This window comes from Wolbachia endosymbiont (group A) of Lasioglossum morio (genome assembly GCF_947250585.1).
In the GTDB taxonomy this organism is placed as follows: Bacteria; Pseudomonadota; Alphaproteobacteria; order Rickettsiales; family Anaplasmataceae; genus Wolbachia; species Wolbachia pipientis.
Genome location: NZ_OX366327.1, coordinates 904,412 through 929,759 on the forward strand (window position 1 = coordinate 904,412; position 25,348 = coordinate 929,759).

14 protein-coding genes and 2 pseudogenes are annotated in these 25,348 nt (G+C 34.1%); 4 read left to right on the plus strand and 12 right to left on the minus strand.

The window, feature by feature from the left end; translation table 11 throughout:
- Positions 1-178: 178 nt before the first annotated feature.
- From OOK89_RS04420 to OOK89_RS06655, 7 genes and pseudogenes are all read right to left on the minus strand, one after another.
- Positions 179-301 (minus strand): hypothetical protein, encoded by a 123-nt coding sequence (locus OOK89_RS04420; RefSeq protein ID WP_255703183.1) that lies wholly within the window; start codon positions 299-301, stop codon positions 179-181.
- A 216-nt stretch (positions 302-517) separates the two neighbouring features.
- Positions 518-3,451 carry a DUF3971 domain-containing protein gene (locus OOK89_RS04425; RefSeq protein WP_264718821.1) on the minus strand — a complete coding sequence of 978 codons (2,934 nt, stop codon included), beginning with the start codon at positions 3,449-3,451 and terminating at the stop codon, positions 518-520.
- Positions 3,444-3,881: a ribonuclease HI gene (gene rnhA / locus OOK89_RS04430; RefSeq protein WP_151807582.1), complete on the minus strand. Its 438-nt coding sequence runs from the start codon at positions 3,879-3,881 to the stop codon at positions 3,444-3,446. Before rnhA ends, OOK89_RS04425 begins: the two co-directional genes overlap by 8 nt.
- A 176-nt stretch (positions 3,882-4,057) precedes the next feature.
- Complete coding sequence (locus OOK89_RS04435; protein WP_264718823.1) at positions 4,058-4,945, minus strand: heme o synthase; 888 nt, start codon at positions 4,943-4,945, stop codon at positions 4,058-4,060.
- A 1-nt stretch (position 4,946) separates the two neighbouring features.
- A complete protein-coding gene (gene ctaD, locus OOK89_RS04440) occupies positions 4,947-6,497 on the minus strand; it encodes a cytochrome c oxidase subunit I (protein WP_006280406.1) in 1,551 nt (516 codons plus the stop codon).
- 15 nt (positions 6,498-6,512) lie between these two features.
- On the minus strand, positions 6,513-7,277 hold the full coding sequence (gene coxB, locus OOK89_RS04445) for a cytochrome c oxidase subunit II (protein WP_015589127.1): 765 nt from the start codon (positions 7,275-7,277) through the stop codon (positions 6,513-6,515).
- 1,330 nt (positions 7,278-8,607) lie between these two features.
- A pseudogene (locus tag OOK89_RS06655) lies at positions 8,608-9,665 on the minus strand (IS3 family transposase).
- Between the two features lie 579 nt (positions 9,666-10,244).
- Between OOK89_RS06655 and OOK89_RS04475 the strand changes: the two are divergent.
- Positions 10,245-11,156 (plus strand): Rpn family recombination-promoting nuclease/putative transposase, encoded by a 912-nt coding sequence (locus OOK89_RS04475; RefSeq protein ID WP_264718827.1) that lies wholly within the window; start codon positions 10,245-10,247, stop codon positions 11,154-11,156.
- Here the strand turns inward: OOK89_RS04475 and OOK89_RS04480 are convergent.
- A complete protein-coding gene (locus OOK89_RS04480; RefSeq protein WP_264718828.1) occupies positions 11,145-11,747 on the minus strand; it encodes a hypothetical protein in 603 nt (200 codons plus the stop codon). The genes OOK89_RS04475 and OOK89_RS04480 overlap by 12 nt on opposite strands.
- A gap of 70 nt (positions 11,748-11,817) precedes the next feature.
- Between OOK89_RS04480 and OOK89_RS04485 the strand changes: the two genes are divergently transcribed.
- Positions 11,818-12,829 (plus strand): IS630 family transposase gene (locus OOK89_RS04485; protein WP_094745768.1). Its coding sequence is split into 2 segments (ribosomal slippage): positions 11,818-12,279 and positions 12,281-12,829, totalling 1,011 coding nucleotides; the frame shifts between segments, so codons are not numbered across the junction.
- A gap of 189 nt (positions 12,830-13,018) precedes the next feature.
- Here the strand turns inward: OOK89_RS04485 and OOK89_RS04490 are convergent.
- The 4 genes and pseudogenes from OOK89_RS04490 to OOK89_RS04505 all read right to left on the minus strand — a co-directional run bounded on the left by OOK89_RS04490 (position 13,019) and on the right by OOK89_RS04505 (position 19,463).
- Positions 13,019-13,954 carry an ankyrin repeat domain-containing protein gene (locus tag OOK89_RS04490; RefSeq protein ID WP_264718829.1) on the minus strand — a complete coding sequence of 312 codons (936 nt, stop codon included), beginning with the start codon at positions 13,952-13,954 and terminating at the stop codon, positions 13,019-13,021.
- A gap of 423 nt (positions 13,955-14,377) precedes the next feature.
- Positions 14,378-14,579 (minus strand): annotated as a pseudogene (locus OOK89_RS04495) (transposase); the annotation flags it as partial.
- Between the two features lie 183 nt (positions 14,580-14,762).
- Positions 14,763-17,366 (minus strand): ankyrin repeat domain-containing protein, encoded by a 2,604-nt coding sequence (locus OOK89_RS04500; protein ID WP_208571662.1) that lies wholly within the window; start codon positions 17,364-17,366, stop codon positions 14,763-14,765.
- 240 nt (positions 17,367-17,606) lie between these two features.
- A complete protein-coding gene (locus OOK89_RS04505) occupies positions 17,607-19,463 on the minus strand; it encodes a hypothetical protein (protein ID WP_264718830.1) in 1,857 nt (618 codons plus the stop codon).
- Between the two features lie 634 nt (positions 19,464-20,097).
- Between OOK89_RS04505 and OOK89_RS04510 the strand changes: the two genes are divergently transcribed.
- Positions 20,098-22,911, plus strand: coding sequence for a lipase family protein (locus OOK89_RS04510; RefSeq protein ID WP_264718831.1), 2,814 nt, complete (start codon positions 20,098-20,100; stop codon positions 22,909-22,911).
- Positions 22,912-23,333: 422 nt separating this feature from the next.
- Positions 23,334-25,169, plus strand: a complete 1,836-nt coding sequence (locus tag OOK89_RS04515; RefSeq protein WP_264718832.1) for an ankyrin repeat domain-containing protein — start codon at positions 23,334-23,336, stop codon at positions 25,167-25,169.
- Positions 25,170-25,348 lie beyond the last annotated feature (179 nt).

The following is a 25,348-nucleotide window of genomic DNA, read 5'->3' on the forward strand; positions in this document are numbered from 1 at the left end:
ATCTCACATTTTACTATTCGTTAAAGGTAATACGTTTGGTGCAGAAATGCACTACTGTTTGCATCCGTTTCACTCCTTTATATTGTGGTTGTCTAATAACAAAAAGGCAGCATAAGAAAACTATAACCCCTAGTATATTTATACTATAGCTGACCCAAGCAACACGTCATACCGCGATTCATTCCACAACTGTACGAACATTACAATATGGCACATAGTAAACGATGTCATGAAAGTAGCTGACACTGGAATGACACCCTTTTGGATGGAAACCAGTGTCACGCACTGGCATGACACCCATTTGTTCCTATAGTTGTCTTTTCTCGTCTACCTTATTTTGCCACTCTGCTGAACAGATACAATTTACAACCACCCCCCTACCCTTTTTAGTTGTTCAGCAAATATAGAGAGGTTAAAGGGAGTGGTATTACTTAAACAACTAAATAAAAAACCAGGTAGATCATTCTGAAATTCTTGCATTTTTGTCCATAATTTTGTTAAATAACTTCCCTTTTGGTCATATCGAACCAAATTTCTTTTTCACGCCACCTTTTAAGCCACTTTCGTTAGTTTTTGTCATAATGCGATCAAACACTCCCAATAACCTCTTTAATAGGTTTGGAGTTAGCGAAGAGATAAGATCAACAGATACGTTATTGTTTTTGTCATCACCACTTGCTTTATAGTCTATTGAAACGATTCCCCTACTTTTCCCGCCAGTAAGAAATTTCCCAATTATAGGAATTTTTAACAAAGATTTATTAATTGAATATGCTGGTATTACCTGTCCTTCAACTTGGAATTTATAATTTCTAATGTCGAGCTTACCGCTAGTGCTAATGCCTAATTCCGCTCCTTCAAGCCAAGATTCTTCAATTTCGACAGAGCCGTCTTTGTATGAGAAAGGTGCATTGCATTTATAAAAGTATACACCTTCATTTTTTATGGCATTTACAATGCCAGGCAATGAAGACATCGACAATAAAGTAGTAAGTAGTGGAGCATCTTTGATGTAGAAATTGCTAATGGATAACGTACCATAATGTTCTCCACTTTCTCTCTGAGGAGAGAGATAAAAAGACAATTTGCCGTTTTTAATTGATTTACTAATGCCTAAAGAACGCGAAAGTATACCTGCATTATCCGCATATATTTCGAGCCCTATTCCACTGTATTCTGCTAGTATATTGCTGCTATCTTCCAGAAACTGCCCTGTAAATTGACTTCCATTGCAATTACCTTTAGTACAGGTTACATTCAGCTTAGCATTTTTGATAACGATGCCTTCTTTCATCATTGCATTGTCAACATTCATACTAATCTCTATATCTTTGTTTAATCCATTACTGTTTTTGCCAAGCAAGCCTAAAATATCACTTAAGTTAATTTCCTCACCATAAATAGTTATGGCATTTTTTTCCTTACCTGATTCAATTTCTATACTAAAATCATTATCAGGCAATTTAAAGCTACTAGAATTTAAATATAAATTTCCATTTTCTACTCTTCCGCTGAATTTTATATCTAGGTCATTTCCTACAACATCTAATTTGTCTATTAACAATTCACCTGCTCCTTTTAACCTTGTAGAAAACAAAATTTTATTGTGATCTTCAAAACGATTTTTCCATCCTAAATAACTTGAACGTGATTCAAGCTCTGATAAATCCATATTACCATTAACATGCCCCGTCTTATCTTGATTTATCACCGATTCTATATTTGTATTGACATAGCCACCTATATTTTCATCAAAATTAAGTATTTGAGCGGGTAAATCTCCGGTCAAATTCCAGGCGAAACTTTCATTCCTATTGCTACTTTTCAGGTCAAATAATAGCTGTGTGTTATTCACCATACCACTACCATTTAAATCTATAAAGTCACTGCCAAAACTAAGCTTAATATCATATTTACCAAGACTTGCATTATAGACGGCTAAATTGTCAATTTCAGAATGAAAATTGGCCGAAAAATCTACTTTTTTGTCATCAGCGTTTAGATTAAAAATGCGAAAATTAAATACGGATTCTGCCATTCCACTTACTTTATCCCTTTCAACCTTCACCACATCATCCAGCTTAAATTTTATAGGCTCATATAAACCATAAGCATCACTTACAGCTTGGCCATTAATGGTTAGAACTGAATTTTCCTTATCGAGAGATTTCATTTCAATATCACCACCATTAATAGTGAAATTCTGAAACTTAGCGCTATTTACAGTAATTTCAAGATCGTTATTCTTGATGATCAAATCACCCTTTAATTCCTTTACTTGCTCAAAATCTTCATCAAACTTTACGCTACCGTTTTCTATATCAGCAACAATTACAATGTCTGACAGATCGCCATCAACCAATTTGCCATTGAAACTTACAATGGTATTTAAAACATCCCCATCAATATTATCACAATACCAGCTTTTAAATTTATTATTCACTACACCATCTGGTACATAAGTACATAAATCTTTTGCAGCAAACTTACTAATATTAATTCTAAGCAAAGCATGGCTTGTACTAAAGTTCATTTTGCCTATTAAAGAGAGATACGTGCCATTTAACTTAAAATGAAAGTTTTTTACACTAATAATTCCATCACTATATGTTAAATTTATATTTACATTAGTTAAGGCCAAATTTTTGTTCAAATAATTTTCTGTATTCAATACGTATATATTTCCATCTACAATTTCATCCTTTTTATTAATTTTCACTGAGAAGCTTCCTTTGAATCCTATATTTTTGTCCAAATTGTAGCTTTTAACTAATGTAGAAAACTTGCTCAATAGTCCCAATTTTAGATCATAAAATGTCCCGTACACATTTAGCAAATTGTTGCGATTTTTTATCGTAATTGATAAATCATCCAAAAATCCCTTTCCATCTTTTGTATTCACATGAATATCTAAAACATTAAAATCTTCCCCCTTCCCTATATATAATTTATCAATAAAAAATTCATCTTCTGTGCTTTTATCAATAGCGATGTTAGTAAATTCAATTTTTGAATCCGCACTTAAGTCAAAAAAAAATTCCCTTATTGTTTTTACTGAGTTTTGCAGATTAAAATTTACTGCTTTAAAGTCAGCTTCTTTCTGATTGATACATACATGCACATTATCAGCTGAAACCTGAGAGAGATTTGTGCTAGCTTTAAATAAGGAACTTAACTTAAAATGTACAAAAAGCTCAGGAACTTTTATAGTAAAATTAGGGTTTGCTATTGCCAAATCTGTAATGACTAAATACGGATCTTTGCTACCTTTCTGCCAAACAACTGAGGTATTCTCCATATTAACGCTTGAGCCAACAAATATTTTTGATATTTTATGTTTAACATAAAAATTAATATAATTAATATTGATTTCTAAAGGCTTTAAAGAAATAAAGAAGCACAATATGAACAATAAAACTACGGAAAATAATATAGTAATTTTTTTAAGCATCGATTATTGCTTTTCTCGCTAAACTATCAGCCTCCTCATTATACTTATCGCCACTGTGTGCTTTAACCCACTTCCAATCAATTTCGTGTTGTGAAGCAACGTTGTCTAGCTCTTTCCACAATTCCATATTTTTTACTGATTTTTTATTACTTGTTTTCCAGCCATTCATTTTCCACTTATTTATCCACTCTGTTATGCCATGTTTAACATAAAGACTATCCGTATATAAATTAATATTACAAGAAAATTTCAATACTTTCAGCCCATTGATCACCGCTGTTAACTCCATTTTATTGTTTGTGGTATTTTCTTCTCTACCATAAATGTCTTTTCTGTAATCTTGAAATAATATGATAGCTGCCCATCCTCCCGCTCCAGGATTACCAGAACACGCCCCATCCGTATATATTGTCACTTCCTTTTTGCTCATCTTTAACTGTAATGAATTAATAAAGTATATAGTTGCTTCTATGAAAGCACAATTTCTAAAGGTAGTTTAAGCTGCACCTTTAAATTTTATTATAGAAACAAAAAAAAGTGTGACAACGAGCATTACCAAAAGGAAAAGTAAAAAATAGTTTTTATGCTTCTGCCGTTCTTTCATAATTAAAATAAATCAATAGAACAAAAAATAATACTGGCGAATAGGGAAAATAGATAAGAAATTGAGTAAGAAAACATTTGTTTCTGTGAGTTGTGGTTCTTGAATCTGAGAATTGATATAGCGTACCAAATAAAGATGCAACCTGCAAAAATTGCCATGCTTAGATAAAGTAAAGCCTTTTTCAAGAATAGAGCTGGAAGCAAGCTAGTTAGCACCAGCAACACACTATAAATTAATATATATTTTCTTGTTTTTTCCGGACCATAAACAATATTGAACATAGGAATCGATGCTCTTGCATAGTCTTCAGACTTATTTAAAGATAGGGCCCAAAAGTGTGGTGGAGTCCACATAAAAATTACTAAAAATAAAATGAAACTTTCCCAACTTACAGAATTAGTCACAGCTGCCCAGCCAATCATTGGAGGGAAAGCACCTGCTGCACCACCGATAACGATATTCTGCGGAGTGCGTCTTTTGAGCCAGATCGTATATACAAAAACGTAAAACAATATGCTGATTGCAAGTAAAGCAGCAGAAATATAGTTTACTGCTATTGCCATGATAAATACTGACAATATTCCAAGAGTTATACCAAATTCAAGCGCACTTTCTGCAAGAATTCTGCCTGAGGGTATAGGGCGGTTTTTTGTCCTTTCCATGAGCAGATCTATGTCTTTGTCATACCACATATTTATAGCACCTGCAGATCCTGAGCCAAGAGCAACACATATAAGAGATATTAGTGCTAGAAAAGGGTGCATACTACCTGGTGCAGTAACCATACCAGCAACTGCAGTAAATACCACAAGATACATTATCCTTGGCTTCAGCAAACGCCAAAAATCCAGTATTGTTGATTCAACATTTAGCAAAACACTTGTGTACATTCTATTTTACCACTGGTGGTTTTTCGAAAGTATGAAAAGGCGGTGGTGAAGATACCGTCCATTCCAAGGTGTCACCTCCCCAAGGATTATCTCCAGCTTTCTTGCCCCATTTAAAAAGATGTATAACTATAAACACAAAAAACATAACTGAAACAAAGGACATATACGAACCAATTGAGGATATATAATTCCAAGGGATAAACGCATCAGGATAATCAGGTATACGCCTTGGCATACCAGCTAATCCTAAGAAATGTTGAGGTAAAAAAGTGATATTGGTGCTAATAAAAGTAAGCCAAAAGTGGATTTGACCTAAGCGCTCATTATATTGTTTACCCGACATTTTACCAATCCAATAATAAAAGCCAGCAAAAGCTCCAAATAATGCAGCAAGTGACATGACATAATGGAAGTGAGCAACAACATAATAGGTGTCGTGCAGGAGCTTATCTATTCCACCATGAGAAAGAATTATTCCCGTTATGCCACCGCCAACAAACATAAAAATAAAACCTAGTGCAAATAGCATAGGGGTTTTAAACTCAATTGCTCCGCCCCACATAGTTGCAATCCAGCTAAAGACTTTTACACCAGTTATAACACCGATAAAAATTGTGGTAGTGCTAAAAAATGCAGCAGCGTCAGCACTAAGCCCAACAGTGAACATATGGTGAGCCCAAACCATAAAGCCAAATACTGCTATACCTATCATTGCATAAACCATCCCTATGTAACCAAATACAGGTCTGTGAGAAAAAGTTGATACAACCTGACTTATGATGCCAAATGCAGGAAAAATAATTACGTAAACTTCTGGATGACCAAAAAACCAAAATAGATGTTGAAATAACACAGGATCGCCACCACCGGCAGGATCAAAAAAGGAAGTACCAATATTGCGATCAGTAAGAAGCATAGTTATAGCACCGGCAAGCACTGGTAAGGCAACAATCAACATAAATGCTGTTAACAAGACAGACCAAACAAACAGTGGCATCTTAGTTAATGACATGCCTTTTGCGCGCATGTTAAATATAGTAACTATAAAGTTGATCGCCCCAACAATTGACGACATACCAGCAACATGAAGTGCAAGTATAGCAATGTCAACTCCTGCACTTGGATGGGACATTACCTGTGATAAAGGTGGATATAAAGTCCAACCTGTACCTGGACCTTCACCAATAAACACTGAGAGAATGAGCAAAATAAAAGATGACACTAATAACCAAAAACTCAAATTATTCATACGAGGAAATGCCATATCGGGTGCACCGATCATAAGAGGCACAAACCAATTACCAAATCCTCCCATGAGGGCTGGCATTATCATAAAAAACACCATTATCAACGCATGCCCTGTAACCATTACGTTATATAATTGATAATTATTGTTAAGTATATTAATGTGCATTAGCTGAGTGCGAATAATCACCGATAATAATCCACCAATAATTCCAGCTAATATGGAAAAAATAATGTACAGTGTCCCTATATCTTTATGATTGGTGGAAAACAACCAACGCTTTACGCCCTTTGGTACGTCACTCATATCTATACTCCAAATTTAACTCACTAATTTTCTATTTTCAATCCACTTATTAAAATCTTCTTTGCTTACTGCTTCAACAACAATTGGCATAAACCCATGGCCTTGACCACACAATTCGTAGCACTGCCCATAATAAACACCAGGCTTTTTGATATTAAACCACGCCTCATTCAGCCTTCCTGGTATTGCATCAATTTTTACACCGAAAGCTGGTACTCCCCAGCTATGTATAACATCTCCTGCTGTAACTTGTAAACGAACGTTAGCATTAACGGGTAAAACGATGTTGTTATCAACAGAGAACAGCTTTAAATCTCCTTCGATAAAGTCTTCTTTTCCCTTAATATAACTATCAAATGACACACCTTGATATTCTGGATATTGGTAACTCCAATACCATTGATGGCCAATAACTTTCAGTGTTATATCAGCTTTCGGTATTTCTTCCTGTAGCTTCAGTAATTTAGCGTTTTCAAAGGCTAATATTCCAACAATGATAGTTGGTATAACAAACCAAATAATTTCTAAAGGAACACTATGGGTAGTTTTACTTATGTTTGTTACTTTGCTTTTACGAAAGCGAAACGCTATATAAGCAAGCAGCGCCCACACAAAAAGCATTATTGTAACCATCACAAGCATCACAAACGAATGTGACCTAACTACAGCCTCCATTACTTCAGTTGCAGGAGCAGGAAATCCAAATTGCCAGGAAGTAGGAGCAGAGGCAACAGATATATTTGAGTAAAATATTATCAATAGTGCAAATAACTTCACCATATCTTTTGTTTGTTTGCTATAAAACTAAGTGATATACTGTATAATAGTATATATAAACTTACTATGCAAATAGAGATTAGTGATGGTTAATAATTTTTTAGCATTCAACAAGTATAATAGTACAATACTAATTGAGGAAAAAAGCATTTACATAAATCTATTGTAAGTAAAAATATTATAATATTTTAAATTAAGTATTTACTTTAAGTAAATTCTATAATAAGTTTAATAGTGTCTGTTACTGCTAATAACCCTCTAGCCTCACACCTAAAAGCAGTAACAGACACTATTAAACTTTATGACAAGTTTATAATCTGTAAGATCAAAGTCTTACAAGTTTCTTTATTTCATTATACATTGCAGTTTGTTAATTAACTTTTAATGCCTATGGTGGCATTTACAGCTTGGACCAAAGGTTTATGTATTATAGAAAATAATTATAAAAAAAACACACTATTTGTATACCATACAAACTTTTTTTATTCTGCATAGCTGAGTTACTAGATTCTGTAAACGAAATCTTTAGAGAAGCCAAATGGGCAAAGTTTCATGAAGGTCTTTGGCATCTCTTAGCATAGATCCCTTACTTAACCATCATACCGCGATTCATTCGCAGTATCTCAAAGCATAGATCCCGCTAACACGTAGCGGGATGACGATTGTCAGGCTAGCTGTCATCCCAGTGTCAAGCACTGGGATGACAAGGTATAAACCTTATCGTCATGCCGCCACAAACCGTCATACCGCGATTCATTCGCGGTATCTCTAGATCCCGCTAACAAGTAGCGGGATGACGATTGTCGTTTAGCCATAAACATTAAGAAATTTACCAAATAAAAAAAAGGCAAAAGAAGCCCTGGGGTTATTATCCGCTTTAAAATATTGGCGTTTTTTATGTTTTAAACGCTTGACAAGCGAAATTCAGCTGCTTTTAATTGCAACTAACCTACGCTGCAAATGTTTAAGAAATTTACTAAGCAGAAAAAAAGACAAAGAATCCCCGAGTTAGCTAGTCTTTTACTATCTCTGTCGAGTATTGGCATTTTTTGATGTCTTGTAACGCTTTATAAGCGCGTTTCGGCTTATATAGGTAAAAACCCAGAAATTTTTAAAGACATGCGATGCACGTAGTGCGAAAAATTAAACATGAGACGCCAAATACCCTAAGTTTGACTCGCGACATAATGTTGAACATTTTTTTTTGCATTTCCAGAGCAAGTTCTTGAAACCTAAACATTATATGTACATCATCATGATCAATTCTAATGCATCTAACTAATGCTATGATGACCTTACCCAGAAAAAGTGGAGAGAAAGTTTGGAATGTTTTTCACAAAGAAAATGATGAATCAAAATGCTCAGGAATGCAATAGTTAATAGTGACGTTGTTTGTTATAAAAAATTTCTATATATTCAAATATAGCAGTTTTGATATGCTGTTTAGAGTGCCGAGAGGTGTCTATTAGTAACTCCCTTTTTAGAGAACTGAAGAAGCTTTCCACAACAGAATTGTCGTAACAACAACCTTTATGACTCATCTATGTTTTTTATGGATAAGAGATATTGATAACCTTGCGAAGTATATTGTGAACCTTGATCACTATGTAATAGTAGATTTTCAGCAGGTTTACGCTTATTAACGGCCATTAATAAAGAGTCTATAACCAATTGTTTATTTATTGAACTGCTCATTGACCAGCCAACTATCATGCGTGAATATAGATCGATTATTGCTGCCAAATATAGCCATCCTTCCTTGGTTTTTATATAAGTAATCCCATACTTTATTTGGTTGATCGACAATAAAGTTTTGGTCTAATATATTGGGAGCTACAACTCTACTGTCCGTTTGTTGTTTCTTAACTTTAAATTTTCTTCTCAATATAGCCCAAATGCCATTTTTCTGCATAATACTTTGCACTGTTTTTAAGTTGCAACTTTTACCAGAAGCCTTTAATTCAGCATGAATTTTAGGAGCTCCATATCTACATTTAGAAGCTTGATATATTTTTTGAATATCTGCTAATAACTCCTTATTTGCTGATTCTCTACTGCTTATTTTTCTTGTGGTCCACTTATAGTAGCCACTAGCAGAAAATCCTACATAATTCCTGTACTTTATAGCAGTTACTATATAAAAAAATATTTTACTCTTTTTGACTGGCCAGGGCTTTTTTTTAAATGTCTCTTTCCCTTGTTACTCTTGCTTTGTAAATCAAACCTCTCTTTGTCGTAAGGAGCCATGTTACCTCTACCTGGAAATGCATTTGCCGCTGACTTTTTTTCGTTATATTTCTTCATCCATTTTCCTAATACACTATCCCTTATTCCTAGATCTCTTGCTACTTTTGCAACTGGTTGACCTACCTTTCTTTGTTCATTTGCCATTTCTAATCCTCCAAAATTTTATTTTACCCAAAAAAACTCCTTTCTTTCTCTCCACTTTTTCTGGGTAAGGTCAATTCGGAACTCTATTTCTTTTTTACGATCTTTACTTTTATTCTTATTGTTCATATAATATACCCTTCACTAATAATAAATTATTTTTAAATGTTTACTGTTATTTTCTTAGCAGTATTGGCATAAAGCCATAGCTTTTGGGTGAAGTCAAATCAAATTTTCAATTTTTTTTTGTTTATTTTTTTATGAAAAGGTAGAAGATATTAATAGCTGCTAATTTCTTTAAACGATGTTGTCGTAGATTCGTATTTTTATACACCAAAAAGGGTATCTTTGATATCTCCTACAGCTCCAAACTCATAGCATCCATTTGCCAGCCTTTTAAGGCGCTTTATAGAAGGGTTAATAAAAGATGTAAAAAGGACGTCTAAGGTGCGTAGTAGCATTCTAAAGCTATCTATGGGAGACATTTTTTTCATCAACGCATTCAAAACTTAAAAAAATAAAAAACTTGAACATTTCTTCAGAATTGTGTATAATTATTAATGCTTTTTAAGGTTCTTTCTTATGACTTTTTCTAAGTTTCTTGATCCCAAAAATGATGTATCGTTTAAGCGTATCTTCGGTACTGAAAAAAATAGAGATATCCTTATTCACTTCCTCAATGATATTCTTGGCTTTACTGGTAAAAATGAAATAAAGGATATAGAGTTTTTAAGTACTATTCAAGACCCCGATATCGCCGCTAAAAAGCAAAGTATTGTTGATGTTCTCTGTAGAGATTCTACAGGTGCTCAATACATTTGCGAAATGCAGGTCGCTAAAACTAAAGGCTTTGAAAAACGTGCCCAATACTATGCTGCTAAAGCTTACTCAAGGCAAGCTGATAAAGGTGACCAGTATCATAACCTTAAGGAAATTATCTTCATTGCTATAGCAGATTGTGTACTGTTTCCTAATAAATCTGAGTACAAATCAAAGCATACTATTCGAGATGAAGACACTAATGAGCATGATCCAAAAGATTTCTATTTTATATTTATTGAGTTGCCAAAATTTCCAAAGAATAAGGAAGATCAGTTGGAAAATATAGTTGAAAAATGGGTTTATTTTTTTCGATATGCAGATGAGACTAGTGAAGAAGAGCTGGAAAAAATAATAGGTAGTGATGTAATAATTAAAAAGGCCTATGAAGAGCTAAATAGATTCAACTGGTCAGAAAAAGAATTTATTGCCTATGAACAGGAAATAAAACGTATTCTTGATGAACAGGCTGTCCTCGCTCAAAAACTTGATGATGCTACTGAAAAAGGTAGAGAAGAAGGTAAAGAAGAAGGCATCCAAATCGGACATGAAAAAGGCAGAAAAGCAGAGAAAATCGAAGTGGCAAAGAACTCACTTAAGGCCGGTGTCTCTATTGATGTTATCGCTCAAATTACCGGCCTTTCGATAGATGAAATTCAAAAATTAAGGAATTAATACTTTACCTTGACCTCTAGCTTGAGTTAAATGACATTGAACAGAAGTATTATTTAGATAACTTTTAGGCTCCAAGCTTATTTGTTGTTCTTTTACGTCACTCACTTCTAATCTGCTTAACATTTGTTGCATTAATTGATTTATTACTGGGTCTATTCTTCTATTAAATTCAGCCATAAACTTATCAAACTTTTTCGGACTTAATCTACCGGGATCTCCGGGTTCTCTACCAGGCAATGCTTCCTCTGCGTATGATTTTAAAATCCCTGAAATTTCATTAAATTCACCACTCCTAATTTTTTCATTAATCTTCTCAAATAATTTCTCAAAATTAATATCTAAGCGGTGCATTTTTATACCACCTTTCGATTCAGCTTGCTTCTCTAATACTTCCTTGAACGACTTTATAATATCCGATGTGTAAAAAAGAGCCTTTACAGGATTAACATCAGAAAACTTAGGAAGAGGACACTTTTTATCTAGAAAAGCTTGTAACAAGAAAAACATCAAGCTAGCATTATTACTCGCACAAACTTCACGACTAAATTGGCTAGTATATTGGATATTTGGGTTTCTTATACCAATTCCCATTACACGGCAAACAGATGGACAAAGATGGAAGAAAAGCCATAATGAAGTAAGTAAAATAGTTGAGGTATAAATGGCATTAAGATCAAAATTATTGGATGAAAAAGTAGTAGAATCAGCAAAAGAAATGCTGAAGAAAGTAAGGAATAATGCATATGTTTCAAAAAAACTAAATGCTGTAATTGCAGCAAAAAAGTACAGTATAACGGCTGTAGCAAAAATATATTGCATTTCAAGAAGCGCACTAACTTCGTGGGTAAAACTCTTGAAATTTGGCAGAGAAGAAAAACTGTTTGCTCCTCCACAACGCCGTAGAAAAACTAAATTAAATCAGGTTCAACTACAGCAAATTGAAGAGTGGATAGAAGAAAATCCTAATATTACCATTAAAGAAATGAGAATAAGAATCCAGGAAAAGTTCAGATTAAATATCAGCAAATCTACAGTACACCGCTATATGCAAAAGATGAAATTCTCATATATTACACCAAGACCAGTTCATAATGGACAAGATAAAAGCAAACAAGAGGAATTCAAAAAAAAATCTCAATGGCGCTATTAGCAAGTATCCAGAAAAAGAGCTATTTTTCTTTGATGAATCACGGTTTGGCACACATTCAAAGGTTGGACATGGGTGGTTTAAAAAGGGGATTAGAACACAGGTTAAAACAAAATTAGGTAGGCAAAATTTCTATCTCTATAGTGCGGTTAATCCTAGAAATGGAGAGAGTTCTAGCTTATTTGCACCAAATGTCAACACTGATTGCATGAACATATTTCTTGAGCAGATGTCGCAATATCTAGAAACACGAGAGGCTTTTCTTGTTATGGATTGTGCTAGTTGGCATAGGTCAAAAAATTTAAAGGTACCTAAAAATATCGATATTATATACCTACCTCCGTACTCACCTGAGCTAAATCCTGTTGAGAGGCTTTGGTTATATATAAAACAGAACATTTTGCGCAATAAAATATACGATACAATTGCTCTGCTTGAGGGTGCTTTGTGCAAATTTATTACTTCTCTTGCCAGCTCCACAATTAAACAACTCTGCAATGTCTCCTATTTGACTGGCCAACAATGAGAGTTGGTATTACTGTATCAGAATGATTGGAGCTACTTCCTGCTGTACCAGAACGGCTAGAGCTATTTTCTGAAAATGAAGGCAACGCAGCCCTTAAAGGGGAAGAGATAAACTGAAAAACACCTTTAACAGCATCTATCCATGAAGACGGCTTACTTGCTCCGCTTGTAGCTCCTATTTTGTTATAGCCTATTTCGTCACTTTGCGATGAATTGTCTGATGCATTATCATAAGATAGATCACACTTAGCTTCTTTTGTAATACTATATTGTACATCACGCTTCTTGCGAGTAGATCCACAATCCTCAATTTTCCATTGACATGGACTATCTTTGCCCCTGGCCTCCAAGTAAATACTCTCCTTCTATCCCTATCATGGCTAAGACCATTACCAGCAGGATATAAATACTCATTAAAATAAGTGCTTTTTATATATATGTTGTTACCTTCAGGTTCAAATTTCCATTGACATGAACTATCTTTGCCCCCTGGCCTCCAAGTAAATACTCTCCTTCTATCCCTATCATGGCTAAGATAATCACTAGCAGGATATAAATACTCATTACTATAGTAAACACTTTTAATACATACCTCCGATGAAAATACTGCATTCTTTACTGACTCTGGTAATTCTCCTTTTATCCTTTCAAGCTCAGATTTTTTTTCCGAATGAACATTATGGTAATTACTCATCTCCATAATTCTTTTTACATAACGGGCTAACCTAAACTCCGCATTTTCTACACCTTTAACTTCAATACTAGCTCCAATATTGAGAAGATTTGTAACTTCACTAACATTCCCACTTTCTACAGCAGCAAATAAAAGTCTATCATACTCACTTTGCTTTGGTCCTAAAAAGTTTACTACTTCTGACTGACGAGAGGTATTTGCTACATCTAAAGGTTTTCCACCATCCTTATTTTTAGCTCCAATGTTAGCCCCCTTATCTATAAGAAATCTAATTATCTCTAAATGACCTCCTTCAGCAGCCCTATGCAAAGATGTGTAACCATCACTATCTCTAGCTTCAATATTAGCCCCTTTCTCAAGAAGTTCTCTAACGTCACTAAGGCGTCCTGCTCCTGCAGCACTAACTAATAAATCATCATTGTTTAAAGTCATTTGTCCCTCCACATTTATAAAAACTTACCTAACTTAACTAAGCAATCACACTATAACAAGCCACTCTTACCCTGAGCTTTTTTCTTTCCTCAAGCAACACAGAAAGGACCATCTTCCCTCAAACAAGAATTCTGGAATGCCCTCACATAACATAGCCCGCTCACAAAAGTAAAATTACCTTAGCCATCACACACTTACATACCATAAAAAATTAATAATCTAATGTATTTCAGGAATAGTACTCCACTTTTAAAACTTGTCAACCCCTAATTTAAAATTTTTTTGAAATAATTTTTGATGAAAATTTTTAATGAATTACTATTAATTTAATATTAAATATTACTAAGAACCTAAATAATACAACCACTTTCAGCAATAAAAACCAGCTAGCATGAGAAGATTTTTTTGGAAATCGATTGGTATTGCAAATGTGCTTAAAATCTTCGTTTCAAGCCCTGGATGTAAGTTTGTTTGCCTTTTTTTGACTATTTGGGGTTCCTTCTCTATCTCTTGGTGTTAAAAGTTCAAATGAATCTGCACTTGTACGTAAAGCCTTTGCATTTCTCCCATTTTTTCTATTATTTTCTTCACTTTCAGCCAATAAGTGGTTTTCTATTTCACCTTTTTATATCAATTTATTACTTTCTTTTTGATTTGACACACTTTTTTGAACATCTCTATTGTGGAACAAACTTTCTCTTGGTTCTCCAATTTAGACACATGAGCAAAGATTGTGAGCTTTCTCCTCTTACTTCAAAAACCAATATCTTCTTTAATATGATTACTTCTATGTACTTACTAAATTAGGCTACTTAAATTCCTTAGGCAGGTTATAAACGGATACCTTTGCTGAGCTTTCAAAGCTCTTTATAGAGGTAGGTGATTCTAATGTTCCAGGTACGTCATCATAATCAGATAGTTGCGTAGAAATTGAATTCGTCCTAATACCCTGAGATGTACCTTCTTGAAAATGAAGTAATTTATTTTCCAACTTATCTCTTGCTTCTCTAAAACTGTCCAATTTTTTTTGCAAGCTAACACTTTCTTCTTTATACTTTGAAAGTGTTAAATCGATAAAATGATTACACAACACTATTAGACCTGTAGCACTAGAAAATAACAACAAGAGAGGATGAATGGTAACACCTGGCATATCTCCACTTCTTGCATCATGAAAATTTTTATACATATTAAGACAAGAGCCAAAAGCTGCAGAGCATACAAAAGCAAGTTTTGTTCTGCACAGGAAATACTCGACTTGCGCTAATTTTTCATTGCAATGTGCTAATTCTTTACGCAAATCATTAATTTTATCACTATAATACCTAATAAACAATTGTTTTGTTTCTTCATTATTAACATATTTCCATGCTCTGTAAGATCTTCCATCTATGAGCTCAACGTTTACATGCTCTGATTTTAGAAGCGCACTAATTGCGTTACTACTTCTAGAACGCACAGCTTCATGTAGAGGTGTGTAATCGCTTTTAACATCTTTCCTTCTGTTAATATTTTCATAAGTTAAATACTTGAAAAGAGCCGAAATACATTCTGGGTCATTACCTTCAATAGCCAGAGTAATTGCATCTTTTCCGTCTTTATCCTTAGAATTAATAACTTTAGAAAGCGGCTTTTCATTTTCTTGCTTATCTTCAAAATACTTGCACTTATACACCTTATTCGAACGATATGGCTCCTTAAGAATACACAAAAGTTCTTTTACAAGATCAACCTGATTTTCTTTAATAACCACATGCAAAAGTGTGTTTTGATTTTCCTCATCTTGTAACAGTAAAACATCATACAAATAAGCATTTTCATGTAGATAACTAATCTCTTTATTGAAACGTGTTTTATCTATACCTTCTCTTCCTCCTTTACAGATACTGAAGAGTCGTAAACTACCTTCCAAAGCATTGTGATCAATTGCAGAGGCACGTTGCCTTCTGTATAAAATTGGCGCTCCTTCTACGCAAACACTTCCGAAGTAACGAGCAATAGGGGAATGGATACATGCACTTAAAAAATTAGTAAGAGGGTTACAAGTGTTCACACCATTCCTACCTTCAAGCAGTCTAACTACATCTAATTTATTATACGAATCAGCATAATATAAAGGATCCCGATCATAACAGTCCTTAGCATCAATTATAGCATCACATTCAAGAAGAAGTTTAGCTACATCTAAATGACCTTCCCTAGCAGCATAATGTAAAGGTGTTCTAGCTTTTTCATCCATGGCCTCAACTTTAGCACCTTGGCTTATAAGAAAGCTAACCATACCCTCTCTATTGTAGTAAGCAGCATAGTGTAGAGGAGCTATACCCAAACGGTCTTTAGCATTAATTATAGAATCATGGTCAAGAAGAAGTTTAGCTGCATCTAAATGACCTTCCCCAGCAGCATAATGTAAAGGTGTTTTATCTTCTTCATCCATGGCCTCAACTTTAGCATCTCGGCTTATAAGAAAGCTAACCACATCCTCTCTATTGTAGCAAGCAGCATAGTGTAGAGGAGTCATACCAAAACGGTCTTCAGCATCAATTATAGCACCACGGTCAAGAAGAAGTTCAGCTACATCTAAATGACCTTTCCCAGCAGCATAATGTAAAGGTGTTTTAGCTTCTTTATCCACGGCCTCAATTTTGGCATCTTGTTTTATAAGAAAGCTAACCATATTTTTTCTATTGTGGTAAGCAGCATAGTGTAGAGGAGCCATACCAAAACAGTCTTCAGCATCAATCATAGTACCACGGCCAAGAAGAAGTTCAGCTACATCTGAATGACCTTCCCTAGCAGCATAATGTAAAGGTGTTTTTCTACTATCATCTTGAACGTTAACCTTAGCATTTCTACTGAGAAGAAGTTTAAGGACATACAAATTACCCTTACAAGAAGCTACACACAAAGGCGTTTGATTGTTTATACCTTTAGCCTCAATATTAGCACCTCCATCAAGAAAATCACTAACCTTTCTAATATCTTTTCTTTCTATAGCAGAAAATAAATATTTATCTAGCTTTGCTCTCAAAAAGTTTGCTACTTCTGTGTTACCAAGCTCATTTACTATGCGTAAAGGTGTCTTAACATTATTATCCTTAGCTAAAATGCTGGCACCTTGATCAACAAGAAATCTAACCATATCGTATTGACCTGCACTAACAGCATAGTGTAGAGGTGTCCAATTTTGGTCACATCTAATGTCAATATCAGCACCAATACTAAGAAGAAGTTGAGCTACATTTACACTATTTTTACAGGCAGCCCAGGACAGCAAAGGCAACTTATCTAAAAGTTCACGATTAACATTATATTTATCAATATGTTGATCAATATATTCCTCCAACCGTTTAAAGTCGTCATTTTCTATAGCATGCGTAAAATCCGTTGTGAGGCTCGTTTGATCTTTCATAAACTATATAAAAAAAACTATTTTCCTACTCAGTACAATACTCCATTTTTAAAACTTATCAACCCCTATTTAGAAATTTTTTATGGAATAATTTTTGATGAAAGTCTTTAATATATTGCTACTAATTTAGCAATATATACTGTTAAAAACCTAAACAATATAACCATTTCCAGCACCCAAAACCAGCAAGCGTGAGAACAATTTTTCTTGGAATCGGTTGGTCTAGCAAAAATTACATTACTAATTCCAAGAAAGCGGAGCATTTGGATCATCTGGAATTTCATAAAAAGGCAGCCTATCAATTAACAGACTTTCTTCATCTCTACTAAGATCTCTTGTTACAATATTGCAAAAATCTCTATTGCTCCCAAAATTAGCTGTTACTGCAGTCCTTAAATCTTGATTTCCTGCCACAGCTTCCTGAAAGCTGCTGTTATTGGCAAGATGAGTTTCCAGCACAGGTTTTGCGTCATTACCAAATTTGTTTTTCACATTCAGAATAGCTTGTCCCAATTTATTTGTGTTGCTACTAATTAATTTTTCTGCCACTCCTTCCTGCAAAATACGACTACCTGCTAAGATCTCTCTATTTTCATTATCCTTCACAACCGCTTTCCCTATTTCATCTACCTTGGTATTCAAAAGGTGCTGAGTTACGTTATTGACTAACGTCTTCGACTCATCTATATTATCGCCTAAGCCACTTGCATTAAACAAATATTCAGCTAATTTTTCAGGGCTAACCTTCCCTTCAGTAATTCTTTTTGCTTCACCTTTCTCTATACTGCCAGCATTAAATAACAACTCAGCTAACCTAGAAGTGCCGACATTTTTTATTATATCTTCAATAAAGCTCTTTTGATCCCACTGATAATTCTCTGCTAGTGCATTCTTAGCATCGTTAAATACTAGTTCAGAAATCTTATACGAGCTAACTTTATCTTCGGCAATCTTTTTGGCTGCAAGTTGATCTAAGTTACTTTTATTAAAAAGCAACTCAGCGAGTTTTATTGGATCAGCTTTATTTATAAAATCCTGCGAATTAAGATTTATTTTATTAGCAACATGAGTAGCAAGATTTTGACCAGTGCTATCAGTTATATCAAGTACTGTTTTTCCCAATATATCTTTATTTTCATCAGTAAGTAGCTGTACAGCGACTTCCTCAATTGATGGGCTTTTTCCATCTCTACCTGCCGGACCTTGAGGACCATCTGCACCTTTTGATCCCTGCACCCCCTTGTCTCCTAAAAAAGCTTTTGCTATCTTACCATCATAAGCATTTTCGTTATCAGCAGTTTGATCAAGAAATCTGCCTAATTTCTCCACTAAAATTGATTTCTTTTTCCCATCTCCTATATCCTCTGTTGCATCAAGTATTTTTTTCGTGAATTCTAAAATTTTTATATTAGAGCCATCAGCTTTAGCAAAATTACCCTTTTCTGCCAAAAAATCTTTTGCTGTTTTATTATCACCATATATTTCATATTTTTCATCAAGAAGCTTCCCTAATGTATTAACTAAAATTGAAGTTGCATTGGGATCATGTTTATAAAATAATTCACTTGCTAATCTATTGATTCCGTCACTGTCACGAGAAATAAATCCTCTATCTGTATCTTCCTTAGTATATACATTTTCAACATCAACCTTTTTATTTAATCCTTCATCTACTTCTTCCTTAGTATATACATTTTCAACATCAGCCTTTTTATTTAGGTAAGCAGGCAGAACATCTCGCCTAGGAAATGTACTATCTAGTATCAAGTTAGAGATTCTATCACCCTTATCAAAATCTTTTGCATAAAATATCGCCTCCACTATGGACTTTTCTGCTAACTTCTCTTCAAGTACTGTATGTTCATCATTGTTAGTACTTTTCATATCAAGTAGACTTTTAAAAGCTGCCGCTAAACCTTCTACTTTATGGCTTATTTCATTTTGACCATTTTGTTTATATTTTAATTCCAGACTACCATTGCTTGCATCTAAAGTATACTTATTACCTTTCTCATCACTCAAGGTTATAATTTTAACATTTTCCAAATTTGATATTGATGTGCCGTGATTATCTTTAAACTCTACATTAGGTGTCATATCACTTCATATTAATTAAAACGAAAGGATACGCAAAAAAATATATTTTTTTATTAATACATGATGCAAAAAGAGCTTTATTCTATTTTAAATATAGAATTGCAATGAATTTTCCTTTTATTTCCAAATAAACTAATTTTCACTCTTTAACATTAATTACCACTAACTCAAATAACACAACCATTTCCAGCATTCAAAACCAAGGGTCGTGAGAAGAGTTTGTTTTGGGATGGATTGGACTACCAAGTGTACCGTTCGAACTTTTCTTTATAGTAATTTTACTATAACGCAAAACCAGCTATATTAGCCTATTTTGCCACATTTATATACGAACTAATTCGCTTAGCTTTGTTGTAATAATTTTACGTTTTTGTTTTTGAAACACCCCTTTTACGTAAAAAACTCTCACAAATATACGTACTTTTTTTGTGTTTTGTGAAGAAAGTAAATAATTGAATTGCTGTTAACGCTAGTTACTGTAATATTCCTCCCAAAAACGCTCCTGAACAAATATTGCTTGTACCGTTGAAGACGAAAAGATTTATGGTTAATCTTATTAAATTGATAACTTATTTGACTAAATAATTGCATAGTGGTATACTAAGTTAATTAAGCTTGCAGTAAGGTAAGAAATATGCCAAGTATCGCTCATGATCAAAATACGGATTCTATTGGTGATAGTCTTGTAAATATTGGTGATGATGAAATAAAAGATTGCATAATTAAAGAACTAGAACCATTTAGGGGCACATTAGAAGCTCAAGGTGTTGACTTTAATGAGCTTTTGAATCGAAAAGTTTCTAATCTAATTAACATATGGAAGGATGTAGAGTGTTCTGAGAATGGTGAGTTAAATGATGCTTCTGAGCTTGTCGATCTGATAACAGGACAAATTGCAGGATTTAATAAAGAAAAATTACTAGAAATGTGTACTCTCAGTAAAATTGCCTATGGTGATGTGGACAGAAAGTTAGAGAAAAAGGGATTTAAAACTAAAAGGCAATTTGAAGAAGCGGGTTATCAAATAATAAAATTTTATGACAATGAACTCATTCAAGATAAATATTGCTCGGATAGTGATTATAAATTAGAACAACACAATGTCGGCTATGCTTTGACGGGTAGCAATTCATACAATCGAGATGTTGGTTATGTTTTTATTAAAGACGAGGAAGTAACTATAGCTTATCATGGTACTCGCGATTTGAATGATTTGAAGGAAGATCTTCGTGCATCTTTGACTAAGTTATCATTTTTATCTGGAAATAATTATATCCACTCTGGTTTCTACTCTTTATTCAAACGCTCTTGGCCCAGCGTACACAAGATATTACAAGGGCATGCTAATGACAAAGGATTAGAAGGAATCAAAAGTTTAAAAATTAATGTTACAGGTCATAGCATGGGAGGTGCTCTTGCTACTATAGCTGCTTTATGTCTTGATAAAACAGAAGAAGCCAAAGACATTAATGTTGCAACTTTTGGCTCCCCAAGAGTTTTCTACAATGATGCTGCTGAAGTTTACAGTGAGTGTCTTGGAAAGAAGACTATTAGAGTAGCTTGTCAATCAGACCTAGTACCATGTCTGCCACACGGTAATGCTGGTGCGCATTATAAACATGTAGGTAAACCATTAAAACTAGAAACAGATAAAACTCTAGAGTATTTAGAGCCATACTACCATAAAATTGATACCTATTATAACCTTATTCAAAAAGTACAGCAGGAAAATTTTAAATCAGACAGCAATGCATCTAAGTATTATTATCTTGCTTACGTGTGTAGTCCAATTTACCACTTCATAAATTGTCTATCTAACTATATAGATGATGAGAAACTCTTTGAAGAAGTCAGGGAAGAAAATAAAGATATTAAGCTTTCTGAAATACCGATTGAATATGCCCCAAAATTAGAAGAAAAATTGAAACAAGCAGAACAAAAGCGTTGTAAGCTTAATGATAAAGTAGCTCAATTGACTCAAGACAAGAGTCAACTAAAAGAAACGCTAAAGAGTACACAACAAAGCTTGAATGAAAAAACTGAGGAACTTAACAGCAAGGATCAAGAGCTGAATGATGCGAACCAAAAGCTGGAAGAGTTTAAAAATACACAAGCTCAGTTTGCGCAGGAGAAGAAAAAGCTAAATCAAGACTTGGATGCAAAAGCTAAAGAACTTAAGAGTACAGGAGCTCAGCTTGCAGAGAAGGAGGAAAAGATTAGCAAGCTAAATAATCAAGTAACTAAATTTACTGAAGAAAGCAGTAAGCTTAAAGAGCAATATAAGAACATAAAAGTTAACCTTGAAAACAGCAAGACAGGGCTGGATAATGCAAATGAAAATATTTTAAAATTAAAAGAAGATTTGGAACAAGCAAAACAAAAGATTGATGATGCAAATCAAAAGGTTTCACAATTACAAGCTCAGTTAGAACGAGAGCAAGAGAGTGCAAAGCAAGAATTGGCTAAAATAACTAGGGAATTTGAGAGCAAAGAAGCTAACCTTGAAAACAGCAAAAAAGAGCTGGATGATAAAAATAAAGCCTTGAATGCAGAAATTCAAACATTTAAGAGCACACAAACTCAGTTGGAACAGGAGCGGGATAGTGTAAAGCAAGAATTGGTTGGCAACACTAGTGAAGTAATTCAACTTGCTCAAGAACTTGAGGAAACAAAAAAACAACTCGTAGAGGGGAAGAAAGAGCTAGATGTTGCAAAGAAAAATATTTCACAATTAGAAAAAGATCTAAAGCAAGCAAAACAGCTAGAAGGGTACCTGAGTAGTGCAAAGCGAGACTTAACTAACAAAACTGGTGAAGTAACTCAGCTCACTGAAGAAAACAACAAACTAAAGAATGAGCTAAAGCTGAAAAAGCCCAAAAATGAAAATAACGACCTGAAGACAAAGCTGCAGGAATCTGAAACCAAAAGTAAAGAACTAGAGAGTCAAGTTAAAAATCTACATGAACAACTTGAAAGCAAAAATAGGGTGGAAAGTCAAATCCAATGTTTGCAGGAACAACTTGAAGGTAAAAATAAAGAGCTGAATAGTACAAAGAAAAATGTTTCACAACTAAAGCATGAGACATTAAGTAAACAAGCAAGTATTGATTGTCTTACTAAAAAAGAAATTCAACTTTTATCAGAAAATAGTCGGCTCGCCAAAGAAAAAGATCTCAGCCTGGGTAATGAAAACAAAAAACTCTCAGCAGTAAATGCTCAAAGTAGAAAGCAAGTAATCTATGCTTCTGTTTCTTTTTTGTTATCTGTGGCATTTGCTGTTGGTGCAAGTTTAACAATGTTTCATTTAGCAATGTGTATTTCACTTGCTGTAGCTGCATTAACTTTTCTTGCAGTAGGATGTTACTGTTCGTATGAAGCAAATACAGCGCTTAGCAATGTTGAAATTGATCAAACAAACGGTATCGATCTTGCAGATGCTAAAAAATAGTTTTTAAGGTTTTAAATTATACTCGTCCCACCACTTGTACCGTTTGAACTTTCTTGTATAATAGTTTGACTATATCGCAAAACCAGCTATATTAGCCTACTTTTGCCACATTTAGGTACGAACTAATTTGCCCAACTTCGTTGCAACAATTTTACGCTTTTATTTTCACAACGCCGCTTTTATTTAAATTATTCTCACAAATATACTTACTTTTTTGCGTTTTTGGGGAAAGTCAATAATTAAAAATTTTGTGATGCTGAAGAAAGGCATGTTTCTATTGAATTGCACAAATATGCTCCTTCTACCGATCAAGCAGAGCAACTAAAACAATCGCTCGTAATTTTCAGGAAGACATATAAAATTCTTGACTTTTGTATCAGGCATATAATGATTAAAGGCGTGTTTTAAACTAAGGTAAAATTATGAATTTAAGTGAGTTGCAAGAGATATTAAGTGCAATAATACAAGATGGTGTAGATGAGAGTAATGTTATTGATAGAATAGAAAATCAGCTAAAAGAACAAGATTTTGACATAATATTTTCCGATATGGATGTAAAGACTACTTTACTGCATGTAGCTGCTTCCATGGATCGCTTAAGAATAGTTGAATATCTTGTAGGTAAAAAAAATGTTGCTATTGATTTACAAGACAAGGATGATCATACTCCCCTACACAGTGCTGTTCGCAAGAATAATTTCAGTATAGTTGAATATCTTATAAAAAATCATGCTGATCCTAATGCAAAGAACAATCACGGCTTTACTCCTTTGTACTTTGCTGCCTTTAAGGGTTACTTAGACATAGTTAAACATCTTGTAAAAAACGGAGCTACTCTTGATCTACAAGACAAGGATGGTGATACTCCTTTATATGCTGCTGCTTCAAATGGTCACCTAAACATAGTTAAATATTTTATAGAAAAAGGAGCTAATCCGAATATGAAGAACTATCGTGGCACTACCCCCTTATATGCTGCTGCTAAAGGTGGTTACTTAGACATAGTTAAATATCTTGTAAAAAACGGAGCTACTCTTGATCTACAAGACGATCGTGATACTCCTTTATATGCTGCTGCTTCAAAGGGTCACTTGAACATAGTTGAATATCTTGTAGAAAACGGAGCTCCTCTTAATCTAATTGGTAGTATCACTTTATACTGTGCTGCTTCAAATGGTCACCTAAACATAGTTAAATATTTTATAGAAAAAGCTGATGTTGAGACAAAAAACAGTTATATCTACACTGCTTTCTATTTTGCTGTTCTAGGAGGTCACTTAAACATAGTTGAATATCTTGTAAAAAACGGAGCTGCTCTTAATGTGCAAGACTCGATTGGTAATACCCCTTTACACCATGCTGCCACTAAGGGTTACTTAAACATAGTTGAATATCTTATAAAAAACGGAGCTGCTCTTAATGTGCAAGACTCGATTGGTAATACCCCTTTACACCATGCTGCCACTAAGGGTTACTTAAACATAGTTGAATATCTTATAAAAAACGGAGCTACTCCTGAGGCAAACTATCGTGGCACTACCCCTTTACACCATGCTGCTTTAAAGGGTCACCTAAACATAGTTAAATATTTTATAGAAAAAGCTGATGTTGAGACAAAAAACAGTTATATCTACACTGCTTTCTATTTTGCTGTTCTAGGAGGTCACTTAAACATAGTTGAATATCTTGTAAAAAACGGAGCTGCTCTTAATGTGCAAGACTCGATTGGTAATACCCCTTTACACCATGCTGTTTTAAACAAGCACTTAGATATTGTTAAATATCTTGTAGAAAATGGAGCTGACCTTAATGCAAGGAATTATGATAATAAAACTCCTTTAGATGTTGCTAATGAAAATGGTTGCTTAGATATAGTTAAGTATTTAAATGAAAAGAAGGTTGCCGCTGATGCAAAGAATAATGCTGACAAAGCTCCTTTATATATGGCTGTTGAGAATAGTAAACAGGGTATAGTGCAAGCTACATCAAACGCGGAAGCCAAACATATCGCTAATAAAGCGGTAAAAATTGGCTTCTCTGTAGGCATAATAACCATGTTGACAGTGGCTATTGGATGTTTTGCTGCGAATGTTGGGTTATCAATGTTAGTTATGGCTGGCATAGCTGTAGCTGCTGCGTTGGCAGTTGGAACTGTTGCTGGTAGTATTACATATGTAGTATCGAAGCCTGGCAATGAACTAAATGAAATCAGTATAAACGAAAAAACATTTGTTCGCCAACCTACTTATAGTGGATAGAAAAGTTTACTAAGAAATATCAAAAACCATACAGTGTAGATATAACTGTTTTTGTCTACAGAGACTATAGCTAACACAAGAAAGGTCTACTTGGGTGCTGAGAGCGGAATCAACTTTTATTGATTAATACCGTCCCTATATTATTTCAAGTCAAGCTTCCCTTGGTTAGCTAAGAAGAA

Excerpts from the sequence above, each read along its gene's own strand:
- OOK89_RS04515 (WP_264718832.1), top strand. The coding sequence starts at position 23,334 with ATGAATTTAAGTGAGTTGCAAGAGATATTAAGTGCAATAATACAAGAT.
- OOK89_RS04475 (WP_264718827.1), top strand. The coding sequence starts at position 10,245 with ATGACTTTTTCTAAGTTTCTTGATCCCAAAAATGATGTATCGTTTAAG.
- OOK89_RS04510 (WP_264718831.1), top strand. The coding sequence starts at position 20,098 with ATGCCAAGTATCGCTCATGATCAAAATACGGATTCTATTGGTGATAGT.
- coxB (WP_015589127.1), bottom strand. The coding sequence starts at position 7,277 with ATGGTGAAGTTATTTGCACTATTGATAATATTTTACTCAAATATATCT.
- ctaD (WP_006280406.1), bottom strand. The coding sequence starts at position 6,497 with ATGAGTGACGTACCAAAGGGCGTAAAGCGTTGGTTGTTTTCCACCAAT.
- OOK89_RS04425 (WP_264718821.1), bottom strand. The coding sequence starts at position 3,451 with ATGCTTAAAAAAATTACTATATTATTTTCCGTAGTTTTATTGTTCATA.
- rnhA (WP_151807582.1), bottom strand. The coding sequence starts at position 3,881 with ATGAGCAAAAAGGAAGTGACAATATATACGGATGGGGCGTGTTCTGGT.
- OOK89_RS04490 (WP_264718829.1), bottom strand. The coding sequence starts at position 13,954 with ATGACTTTAAACAATGATGATTTATTAGTTAGTGCTGCAGGAGCAGGA.
- OOK89_RS04480 (WP_264718828.1), bottom strand. The coding sequence starts at position 11,747 with ATGGGAATTGGTATAAGAAACCCAAATATCCAATATACTAGCCAATTT.
- OOK89_RS04420 (WP_255703183.1), bottom strand. The coding sequence starts at position 301 with ATGGGTGTCATGCCAGTGCGTGACACTGGTTTCCATCCAAAAGGGTGT.
- OOK89_RS04435 (WP_264718823.1), bottom strand. The coding sequence starts at position 4,945 with ATGTACACAAGTGTTTTGCTAAATGTTGAATCAACAATACTGGATTTT.
- OOK89_RS04505 (WP_264718830.1), bottom strand. The coding sequence starts at position 19,463 with ATGACACCTAATGTAGAGTTTAAAGATAATCACGGCACATCAATATCA.
- OOK89_RS04500 (WP_208571662.1), bottom strand. The coding sequence starts at position 17,366 with ATGAAAGATCAAACGAGCCTCACAACGGATTTTACGCATGCTATAGAA.